Below are 10,721 nucleotides of genomic sequence, written 5' to 3' on the forward strand. Positions count from 1 at the left end.
AAGGCGTGATTGGATTGCCGTTGACGTTAAATCATCAAAAAGAACAGCTCAGTGTGGCATACATAAGGGCGGTTGCAGCAGCGGCAGGCTTCAGTTGCACCAAGCCCGAAGTGGATGATGACAGCGTGGATATCATTGTTTCCTGTTCCGGGACTTATGGGGACAACGTTGTATTGAGATCGCCAAGAGTAGAGATGCAGGCAAAAGCTACGGCTGCGGTGTTTGCTCAAGAAGATACCGTTTTAAAATTCCCTCTGCCAGTCAAGAATTATGATGATTTAAGAGGAACGACGCTGGTGCCGCGTCTGCTCGTCGTCATGGTCGTTCCGGAGAATGCTGATGATTGGATTGAACAAAATGACGAGCGACTATTGATCCATCATTGCGCTTACTGGGTTTCACTGCGCGGTTATGCTGAGACAGATAACAGCCGCACGGTAACGGTTGATATCCCAAGGGAGCAGATATTTAATGTAGAGAATTTACAAGCTTTAATGGAACGCGTATCGCGGAGGGCCCCGTTATGAATCTGGATTTGAAGAGTTTAATTGCGTCTCTTCGCCCAAATGACATCAAGTTGTACCTGCGCTCCAAAGGGTGGAAGTGTGCTTTTTCTTATGAGCACAACTTAGGGTCTGTTTGGTTTTTTCGGAGTGTGAATGGTGAAGCCGAGGTCATCTTACCTGAAGATCCTGGACTGCTAGATTACAATGCTCGCATTTTAGAGCTTCTCCGCAACTTGGAAATTGTCGAGGACAGATCCGTCTCGGCAATCGCATATGACATTAGCATTACTGGAACAGATGTGCTGCGTTTTCGGATTGCCTCGTCAGATGTCATGAGCGGTTCCATTCCGTTTATGCAGGCTTCCTCGCTTGTGCGAGGTGTGGAAACCATGCTGTTGGCGGCTGCGTGCGCGACGATTCAACCGAAAGCGTATTTTCCGAGAATGTCCTATTCGGAAGCAAAAGAATATATTCAGAGCTGTAAAATGGGGCAGAGCGAGCGCGGGAGTTATATCGTAACGGTGATGTCCCCAGTCACACCAGCATTGATGACGCAGAGCGTGCTATTTCCGGAGTACGATGTCGAGGATTCTTTCCAAAGAAGAGTGTTGTACACGTTGTTCAATGGGTTGCATCATTTGAGAGGCGCTCTGGCGGATGGAACGAGTGAAGCCATTGAACAGACCGTCGCCGAAGGGGTAAGCGCCAATTTGTGTGAGGCTTTGACCTTGATGCAACCAGCAAATGAAGTCGGTGAACTGGAAATTGGTGTTTCGTGGTCGCCTGTTCGGCCGCTGAAAAGAAATCTTCAACAGGCAAAAATCAAATTTACGAAAGATATCTTTCCACTGATTGATGAAACAGTAAAATATCTAAGGCAAACAGCGCCTTTGGACGGTTTTGAGTTGAGTGGACTTGTGAGAAAGCTGGATTCATCACATGCGCCTTTAGGCGGGAAGGTGTCCATTTTAGCTTTGATGGACGAGAAGCCTGTCAATGTCTCCATCGATTTGTCCGCGTCTGCTTATCAAATCGCTGTGCAAGCACATCTTTCGGGGGCGATGCTCTTTTGCAGAGGGACTTTGAAAAAAGAGGGCAAAGGCTACAGGATGGAAGATGTCGGAGATGTGCGGATTGATCCCAATTTTCAGGGCGATTAAAGAATCGGTCTCTTTGCCAACTTCGCGCGCCAAACCTTTATTTGGTCAATTGTCGATGTCTTCTTCGCCATCATCCTGAGGTAATCTTAGTGTAAGTAGATTTGAGGAAACGAGGCGGATTTATGCGCATTTTACATACGGCGGATTGGCACTTTGGCAAAACGTTGGAGGGGCGTGATCGCATTGCAGAGCAACGCCAATTCGTGGACGAGTTGATAGATTTGTGCGCGGATGAGCGGATCGACCTAGTGCTCATGGCGGGGGATGTCTATCAGACGGTCAATCCCAGCGCGGAAGCGGAGGCGCTGTTTTATCGGGTGCTAGATGGATTATCGGCTGGCGGGACGCGGGGCGTGGTGGTGATTGCAGGCAATCACGACAACGCGGAACGCATTGCCGCGGCGCGGCCGCTGGCTGACAAACTGGGGATCACTTTGATGGGGTTGCCAAAAGATGTGCTTGTGCCAACGGCCACGGGGGCAAATCAAGTGCGTCGTGTGCAGGCGGGCATGGGCTTTGTCGAGTTGGAGGTGCCCGGTTGCAGCGAGCGGGCAGTGATTGCGGCTGTGCCTTATCCTTCGGAGGCCCGGTTGAATGAAGTCTTGGCCGAAACGTTGGACGAGCGGGTGCTGCAGGAGAATTACAATCGGCGGATTCAGGCGTGGTTTGCGTCTCTGGCGTCTTATTACCGTCTGGACACGGTGAACTTGGCGATGAGCCACGTCTATGTCACAGGGGGCATGGAGTCGGATTCGGAAGTGCAGATTCAAATCGGCGGCGCATATGCGGTCGATCCCGCCGCATTTCCATCCACTGCGCAATATGTCGCTTTGGGCCACCTGCACCGCCCCCAAGCGGTGACAGGGACAAAGGTGCCAATGCGCTATGCGGGTTCCCCGTTGGCCTACAGTTTTTCGGAGGCCGGACAGACGAAGTCCGTCGTCATCCTCGACGCCTTGCCCGGCAAACCCGTGACTTGGCGCGAAGTCCCGTTAACGAGCGGCAAGCCGCTGGTCACCTGGAAGGCGACAGAAGGGATAACACAGGTTCAGCACTGGGTGGAGGCAGGCCGCGATGCGAATGCCTGGATCGATCTCGAAGTCCATGTGCAAACGGGCCTGCAGTTGGAAGAGATCCACCGCCTGCGCGATTTGCATCCTGGCTTCGTCCACATCCGCCCCGTGTTGCCGCTTCAGGATGCTTCGGAAGATGGCGCTGTTGACGCAATGGACACGCCCTCGATGGGCGAACTCTTCAGCCGCTTTTTTGCCGAAAAGCAGGGTGTGGCGCCTGACGACGCGTTGGTGCAACTGTTTCTCGAAATGGTGGCGGAAGTGGATACGGATACCGATGCGGACGAAGTGGACGAAGTGGACGAGGCGCCTGCCAAGGCAGCGGGGGAGGTGAGTGCGTGAGACCCGTACGTTTGATGATCGCAGGGCTGCATAGCTTTCGCGAGCGGCAGGAGATTGATTTTACGGCTTTGACGGAGATGGGGATGTTTGGCATCTTCGGCCCGACTGGCAGTGGCAAATCGACGATTCTCGATGCCATCACATTGGCTCTGTACGGCGACGTCGGGCGCGCGGGGCGCAACACGCAAGCGATTCTCAATCATGCGGAGAAACGGCTGGAAGTCACGTTCGAGTTTGACATTGGCGCTGCCGACAGGCGCAAGCGTTACCGCGTGGAACGGGTGTATAAACGGGGGAACGGCTTTTCCGTCGAGCATCAGGCGAGCCGTTTGCTGCAATTGGAGGTCTTGGACGCAAGCGAGGACTATGGTTTAGTCGTCGTCGCCGACAGCAAGAACACGGTGAATCAGGCGGTCCGCTCCATTCTTGGTCTAGAAGAGAGTGATTTTACGCGGGCGGTTGTGCTGCCGCAGGGCAAGTTTGCCGAGTTTTTGCAGTTGACGGGATCAGAGCGCAATGCCATGACCGAGCGCTTGTTTGGGCTGGAAAGGTACGGGAAGTCGCTGATTGACAAAGTGAGCGCGCGTGCCAAACAAGTGGCGAGTGAGCATGCGCAGATCAGCGCCGGACAGGCGGAGTTGGGCGATGCTTCGGATGCGGCGGTGCAAGCGGCCGAGATCGCAATGCAGGAAGCGGAAGCGCAATTGCAGCACGCAGACCGGGCGCGCAAGGAGGCGTTGACGCGTCTGCAGGAGGCCGAGCAGGTGCGCAAACTGATGGCTGCGCGCGAGGAAGCGCAGAAGGCGCGGGATGCGCTCGCTCTGCGGTCACAGGAGATGGCCGTCCTGCGACGTTCGTTGGACCGGAGTGCACAGGCGCATGCTGTTTGGCCGTCCGTTGAAGCTTGGCGCGAGGCACAACGCGCTGTGAATCAGGCGCGCGAGGGCGTTGAAGTGAGTACGGCCGCCTTACAGCAGGCGCGAACGACATTGACGGCAGCGGATACACAACTGACAGATGCCGAGCAGCGTCGAGCCTCCATGGAACCGGAGTTGACGCAAAAGCAGGTGCGTTTGTTGGATGCGAAAGCACTGGAAAAGCAGCTTTTGGCGAGTAAGGAAACTCTGACGAAGGTCGAAACTGCTCATCAGATGGCTGTGTCCCAGCACGAGACGGCGCGCGCCAGTCTCGAGGAAATCGCGCGAGAAGTGGGGCAATTCGCGCGCGATAAAGATGATGCCGAGGCCCAACTGACAAAGCACAGCACAGCGCCGGAGGTGAGACAACGCCTCGGCGAAGCGCGCAAGGCGTTGGACACGTGGACAGAGCGCAGACGTGCTGAAGCGCGCGCGTTGAAACAGGACGAAGCGCGTGCGTTGAAACAGCAAACTGCAGAGGAGTTGGTGTTGCAAGGCCGGGCAGCGCTGCTCGAACTTCAGCAGGGTGATAAGACGCTGGCGCAACAACTGGCCGAGTTGGAGGCAAGGTCGCCTGTCTTCACAGCGGAAGACTTGCAGGCGCAGCGCAACTGGGCAGCTCAGGTGCAATTGCGCGTGGATGGTTTGTGTGCGGCAGAGCAGGCACTGGCGGATGTGGCGCAGCGCAGCGAGCAGGCGCATGAGACATATGAGAAACAGGTAGAGACAACCAAGGCTCTGAGAGAGGAAACCGCTCGTAAAGAGCAAGTGTGGCGCGATTTGGAAGCAGAGCGCATGCGGCGCGCCACGTTGAGTGAAAGTGCATTGATAGCCCAATTGACGGCTCGCTTGCAAAGCGGCCTGCCGTGTCCCGTCTGTGGTTCACTTGACCATCCACACCCTGCGCAAGTGCTCGATGGTCATGAAGATATGGGCCATCATCAATGGTCAGCGGATGATGATGCGGCTTTGGCGCAGGCAGAGGAAGCTTGGCGCCAAGCCGAGGCTGCGAGCCGACAGATGGACACGGTTTGCGCGCAACAGCAGACAGCCGCGCAATTGCTGGATCAGGAATTGGAACGCGAGCAGCAACATCACGCCAGCATGGCGCAGGCGTTGGCGGCGTGTTGGCCGCCGCAAGGTAAACAGATGCTGGACGTATCTGTGATGCCGCAGCGCGGTGAGGCATGGCAGGCGTTTTTGGCCAGCCTCCGTGCGGCGTTCACTGAAGCGGAGCGCGCCCTGCAGATTTGGGAAACTGAACAGCAGCGTATGTTGGAACGCAAGGTAGCGCAACAGCACCAAATTCAGCAAGCGGAACAGGCGCTGGCTTTGGCGCAGGCAGGGGCCGAGGCGGCGGCGCAGGAAGCCAGCCGCCAGCGGGAGGCGGTTGCTGAAGCGGCGGCGGATCGACAAACTGCAGAGACAGCCCTTGTGCAAGTGCTGGCGGCTTTGGAATTGACTGATGCGAGCGCAAATGCGCTCAACGATGCCACGGTTGCGGCTGTTCAAGCGCGGCTCGAACGCTTGGATGACGATGATCGCTTGGCAAACGAGGCGCGCCGTTTGTCGCTGGCCATCAATGCGGAGTTGACACAGGCGCAGTCGCGGCTGCGTGAGGCGGAGGGACAGGCTCAGCGGGCAGAGGTGGCATTGCGCGAGCAGGCTGTGCGGTTGCAGCAATTGCGAGACGATGTCCTTCGCAGCCAAACCCAGTTGGATCACATCACAGGCGGGATCACGGTCGCCGAAGCGCTGCGTCAGGTGGAGCGGTCGCTTGGACAATTGCGCGAGATGTGTGAACATGCGCAAACGGCGCGGCAGGCTGCTGCCGATGAGGTCGAGACCGCGCGGCAGGCGGCCACCAGGGCGGAAGCAGAACTTCAGTTGCAGATGCGTCGGGGTGAGACGGCAGAACGGCAGTTGACAGATGCTTTGGCGAATGCCGCATTCGCCACGGTGGAGGCCGTCGCGGACGCCTTGCTCGACGAAGAGGAAGCAGCAGCGTACGCGACAACGTTGGCGGAATACGAAGAAAGTGCCCGTCAGTGGACCCAACGCTGTACAGACCTGGCGCGCCAGTTGAACGGTCGATCCGTTGATGACGCCGCATGGAATGTCGTGCGTGCGGCGTCGGATGAGGCAGAAGCGAACTTTGCGGCGGCGTCGGAAACCAGTGGATCGACCAAAACGCAGTTGCAGGACATCTTACGCAGGCGGCAGCGCTGGCTGGCCTTGGAACAGGCGCGTGTGGCGTTGACGGCGCTGTTGACGCGATTGTCCGCTTTGCAATCTTCCTTGCGCGGCAACAGCTTTGTGCAGTATGTCGCGCGGGCGCAGATGGATCGCGTCGCCCGTCAAGCCTCGGACTGGCTGGCTGGATTGACACATGGCAGATACGCTTTGACCCTGACGGAGGACGGAAGTTTTCTGATGCGGGACGATCACAACGGCGGCGCGCTGCGTCCTGTATCCACTTTGTCCGGCGGTGAGACGTTCCTGACTTCGCTGTCGCTCGCTTTGGCGCTGTCGGCCCATATTCAGTTGCGCGGCCAACATCCACTCGAATTTTTCTTCTTGGACGAGGGCTTTGGCACGCTGGATCCCGACTTGCTGGATGTGGTCATTTCCGCGCTTGAGAAGCTACACCTGTCCAGGCTGTCGATTGGGCTTATCAGCCACGTGCCCGAACTGCGGCAACGGATGCATCGGCGCTTGGTTGTCGAACCGGCGGTCCCCGCTGGCCGGGGAACGAAGGTGTCGCTGGAATTGGCTTAACGGCGATTCCAGCGGTGACGAATGTGATGATGGCGGCCCCTTCTGGGTATCGCCATCTTTTTTTTGTTTGCACGTTTGATCGCATTGTATTGTGGTATTTTTAATATATTGAATTTTTGAATGGCCTCAGCGCGCGACAGCAAAAAGGAAGACCATCCTGTACTCAGAAAGGCGATGAGAAGATGAGTGAAATTGTGCAAACGCTTCCAAATATGCAAGTGGACTATGTGGTTTCGCCGGAACAGGTCGCTGATTTTCAAAGGAATGGACATATTTTGCTAAAAGGGATCGCCAGTGCGGAGGAAATTGCTGCCTATCGTCCACATATTCAGCAAGCCGTCAAAGAATTGAATGTGCAGAGCAAGCCGCTTTCGCAAAGGGACACGTACGGGAAGGCGTTTATACAGGTATCAAATATTTGGGAAACCCACGAGTCTGTGAAAAAGTTTGTCTTGGCAGCTCGATTTGCCAAAGTGGCAGCGAACTTACTGGGTGTTGAAAATGTGCGAATTTATCATGATCAAGCGCTCTTTAAAGAGCCGGGCGGCGGCCATACCCCATGGCATCAAGATCAGATATATTGGCCGCTGGACACGAAGGATACGGTGACGTTGTGGATGCCGCTTGTGGATATCTCGGAGGAAGTGGGATCCATGACGTTTGTGTCGGGATCGCACCATAAAGGGTATATCAGCAAACTTGAAATATCGGATGAATCTCACAAAAACCTCGCAGAGTATATCGAGCATCATCAGTTGCCGCAGGTGTCACATGGCGCGATGAAAGCCGGTGACGCCACTTTTCATTACGGGTGGACGTTGCATAGCGCCCCAGGAAATCCGACAGATCAGATGCGAGAGGTGATGACCATCATTTATTTCGCTGACGGCGCGAGGGTACTGGAACCCGATAGCAATGCGCGGAAGAACGATTTGCGAAGATGGTTGCCCGGGCTGAAACCCGGCGACAAGGCAGCAAGCCGCTTAAATCCGCTGGTTTAGATGACGTGAGCGTCAGCAGGTGGCTCTGGCGCTTTGACGTAGATAATCACGAGGAAGGATTTGTAGAGTAGACAAAGAAGGCCCGCACCTACATCAGGTGGGGGCCTTGTAGCTAAACCAGGGTTGTTTCTTACTGTGGTACGACAAAGCCAATTGTGCATGTCTTCTTTATGCATTTGCTTATGGTGCTGTTCCTTTGCGTGCCAATAATGTCACAGTTACAAGAATGCATATCCCTCCAAGCATTGATGGTAATCCCATCTGCACGTGCAAACATGCAACCGCAAGAACGGAGGCGGATAACGGTTCACCACACGGCAACAGGCTTGCTTCTGAAGCCGAAATGTATTTGAGACTCGCAATATACACATAAAATGCAATTAAAGTCCCAAACAGCACAATGAAACTGACAAGCCACCATGTACATAATCAACTACGCCCTGTAAAATGCCATGGCGGGGTGATGAACGACATCCCTATACCGCACTCAATCCTCAAACCAGAGAATGTGTCTGCACGCTTCACATGTCAAGGTGATTGCCTCCTGATCTGGATGAAACTTACCTATTCCTTTCTCAATGCGTGCCTCATCTTTCCAAAATTTATGTCTCCCAAGACTCTTTTCCAATATTACTACTCTGCGTAAGCTTGTAAAACGAATGCTTTCTTATGTGTAAGTAAGATTGAATAGCTTTCCATGTGTATAGTGTGATTAAATAATGTGTATCGGTTTCGTAAATTGGTTTTTATAAAATGATTTGATATGTGGAGGAGCGTTCAAAATGTCGGATACCTTGAGTGAAATCATCGCCACCCGCATTGTGCCTCACGTAGCGCAGCATGTTTTGCAAGTGGATGCGCAGCGTGCATCCGTTGTTGTCGATGGCGTTCAGGCATTTGCTGGCGGCGACAAGTTCTTGTCTGGAAAGGTCGCCGTCATGGTTTGTTATCTTTTAACACAAGCGGAAAATGAACGAAAGTGCGACAATAGCGCACTTATGCGGAGTCGGGAGATGCTGTCCTGGCTCGCGCCAATCAAGACGGAAACGTGGGGCATCTTGAATTTCTTAAATGGACTCTATTTGTTGAAAGAGGCAAATTTACTAGAGTCAGTGGTATCAGATGATACTTTAAAAACACTTCAAACGAACTTGGACTGGCGAACGTTTGTGAACGTGGAAGATCTCACGTTGCGCAATCTCCCGACAAATTACTATGGCGTGGCTTTTGGCATCGCCAAGTATCGAGAATTATTAGGGTGGGAAGCAGAGCACGTGAGTCAACCGATCTTTGATAGACTCATGTCGCACATCGAACACTATTCACAACAGAATGGCTATATGGATGAAACAGAGGGGGAGGGGCGTTTTGACAGATACACCGTGTTGTTGCCTGCAGAACTCTCTGCTTTATTAACCAGCACAGGAGTTGCTGTGCCAGAGCGACTGCGCTCGATGCTGCGCAAGTCGAGCGAAATCTGTTTGCGTTTGGCGAATGAGAGGGGGCATGGCTTTTCTTATGGGAGAAGCATCGGTGCATACGGAGATACATGTCCACTGGAGGTCCTGTCTATTGCAGCTTTGCTGGGTGTGCTATCGGATGAAGAAAAGCGTTTGGCGTACGCGTATGCTGTGAGGATCATGCGCAAATTCATAGAATTTTGGCTGGATGATGATATGCAGTCCGTCAACATGTGGGAGCACGGAAGGCAGACGGACGGCTATCGACACAAGGGACGGATTCTCGGAGAGAATATGAGTTTGTGCTGGCAACTGATTCGCGTGGCGCATCACTTTGCAGAGACGGAGGTAAAGTACGCTTCAGCGCAGCTGGATTTGCGCAAATTAGCGACACATACGCCAAAGTGCCAAGTGTATCGGTTTACGAACGATCACGACGTACGCGCGCTCGCCATCATCCGGGATGGCAGCCATGTTTTCTCCCTGCCGTTGATCAACGGGGGAAGGGGCGTTACCGGCGAACATTCGCAACATTACTTTTGGTCAACGCCATATTTGCCGATTCCTTTTGAAAATGAAGTGCTGGAAGTTGCGCCTGGGACGCATCATCCGCAGCTCGCCCCGCGAATTCTTATGGCCGACGGGGCAGAATTGATGCCCATCGTGTATCTGTCAGACCTTACACATGAACAAACCGCATCTGGATGTAAGATTTCTTACACTTTGCCACACTTGTGCCAGGTGGATGGCCCTGCGCCACAGGCAAATCCGTCTTTTGCTGCAGATGTGACGTATTCATTCGAGCCAGGACGGATTCATTGCGATATGCGCTTTGTACCGCAGACATCTGTCGAAGTAACGGATGTGCGTATGGATTTTGCCACATTTTCCGATTTACCGGCCGTGCAAAAGGCGTCGGTCACTTTTGGCGAGGGCGTGATCAAACAGATACAACTTAATGGACTGTATCTGGAAAAGGTGGAGTATGTCGAGACGCGGAAGCCCTATCATACATCACATGGGGCTTTGAAATGGAATACTTGCTTTGTGAACGATGCGATATCGCAGTCAGAGCCATTTCATGTGGCGTGGACGATTGATTTTTAGTGAGATCAGGGCTAAATTGCTGGCGCTATGATGGAGCACCAGATGTCCGACTGTGGCCTAAGACAGATAAACCGCATAAAAGGTCGTTTGCATATCTGTGGAAAGCGGAGTCACAGCATTGTTGACATAAATGTATGTCGTGTGTTAGTTTTGAATTATCAGAATTGAAAGGGAGGTGAGTGCGATGAAAACAATTCAAACCATGTTGATTAAACAAAAAAGGGAATTTCATCTCGCTCATCTACTGGCGGAGGCTTTTCGTAAGGAATAGCCGTTGAACATGTTTTCTTCAACAGAACATGTTTTCAGTGAATCGCTAAGACCATGGCAGATGATGCCATGGTCTTTTTGTGTTCCAAAAACAACAGACAACGAAA

6 protein-coding genes and 1 pseudogene are annotated in these 10,721 nt (G+C 53.5%); 6 read left to right on the forward strand and 1 reads right to left on the reverse strand.

The genetic code is table 11. From position 1 onward, the window contains the following. Positions 1–14: 14 nt before the first annotated feature. The 5 genes from ACFSB2_RS03625 (at position 15) to ACFSB2_RS03645 (ending at position 7,777) form a co-directional block, all read left to right on the forward strand. Positions 15–527, forward strand: coding sequence for a DUF4365 domain-containing protein (locus ACFSB2_RS03625; RefSeq protein WP_377941344.1), 513 nt, complete (start codon positions 15–17; stop codon positions 525–527). Continuing rightward, the gene (locus tag ACFSB2_RS03630) at positions 524–1,666 is read left to right on the forward strand and encodes a hypothetical protein (protein ID WP_377941345.1); all 1,143 of its coding nucleotides are present in this window, start codon (positions 524–526) and stop codon (positions 1,664–1,666) included. Before ACFSB2_RS03625 ends, ACFSB2_RS03630 begins: the two co-directional genes overlap by 4 nt. A gap of 122 nt (positions 1,667–1,788) precedes the next feature. Then, positions 1,789–3,081 carry an exonuclease SbcCD subunit D gene (locus ACFSB2_RS03635; protein ID WP_377941346.1) on the forward strand — a complete coding sequence of 431 codons (1,293 nt, stop codon included), beginning with the start codon at positions 1,789–1,791 and terminating at the stop codon, positions 3,079–3,081. Beyond that, positions 3,078–6,776, forward strand: a complete 3,699-nt coding sequence (locus ACFSB2_RS03640; protein ID WP_377941347.1) for an AAA family ATPase — start codon at positions 3,078–3,080, stop codon at positions 6,774–6,776. Before ACFSB2_RS03635 ends, ACFSB2_RS03640 begins: the two co-directional genes overlap by 4 nt. Positions 6,777–6,958: 182 nt before the next feature. Further along, positions 6,959–7,777 carry a phytanoyl-CoA dioxygenase family protein gene (locus ACFSB2_RS03645; RefSeq protein ID WP_377941350.1) on the forward strand — a complete coding sequence of 273 codons (819 nt, stop codon included), beginning with the start codon at positions 6,959–6,961 and terminating at the stop codon, positions 7,775–7,777. Positions 7,778–7,957: 180 nt separating this feature from the next. On the opposite strand, the pseudogene ACFSB2_RS03650 reads toward ACFSB2_RS03645, so the two are convergent. Further along, a pseudogene (locus ACFSB2_RS03650) lies at positions 7,958–8,188 on the reverse strand (EamA family transporter); the annotation flags it as partial. Positions 8,189–8,559: 371 nt separating this feature from the next. On the opposite strand from ACFSB2_RS03650, the gene ACFSB2_RS03655 reads away from it, so the two are divergent. Continuing rightward, positions 8,560–10,344, forward strand: coding sequence for a hypothetical protein (locus tag ACFSB2_RS03655; RefSeq protein WP_377941351.1), 1,785 nt, complete (start codon positions 8,560–8,562; stop codon positions 10,342–10,344). The last annotated feature ends 377 nt before the right edge of the window (positions 10,345–10,721 follow it).

The sequence above is a fragment of the Alicyclobacillus fodiniaquatilis genome (assembly GCF_042678105.1).
Taxonomy (GTDB): domain Bacteria; phylum Bacillota; class Bacilli; order Alicyclobacillales; family Alicyclobacillaceae; genus Alicyclobacillus; species Alicyclobacillus fodiniaquatilis.

Bases quoted from the DNA above. Each gene is read 5' to 3' on its own strand.
- ACFSB2_RS03630 (WP_377941345.1), top strand. From the start codon at position 524: ATGAATCTGGATTTGAAGAGTTTAATTGCGTCTCTTCGCCCAAATGAC.
- ACFSB2_RS03635 (WP_377941346.1), top strand. From the start codon at position 1,789: ATGCGCATTTTACATACGGCGGATTGGCACTTTGGCAAAACGTTGGAG.
- ACFSB2_RS03645 (WP_377941350.1), top strand. From the start codon at position 6,959: ATGAGTGAAATTGTGCAAACGCTTCCAAATATGCAAGTGGACTATGTG.
- ACFSB2_RS03655 (WP_377941351.1), top strand. From the start codon at position 8,560: ATGTCGGATACCTTGAGTGAAATCATCGCCACCCGCATTGTGCCTCAC.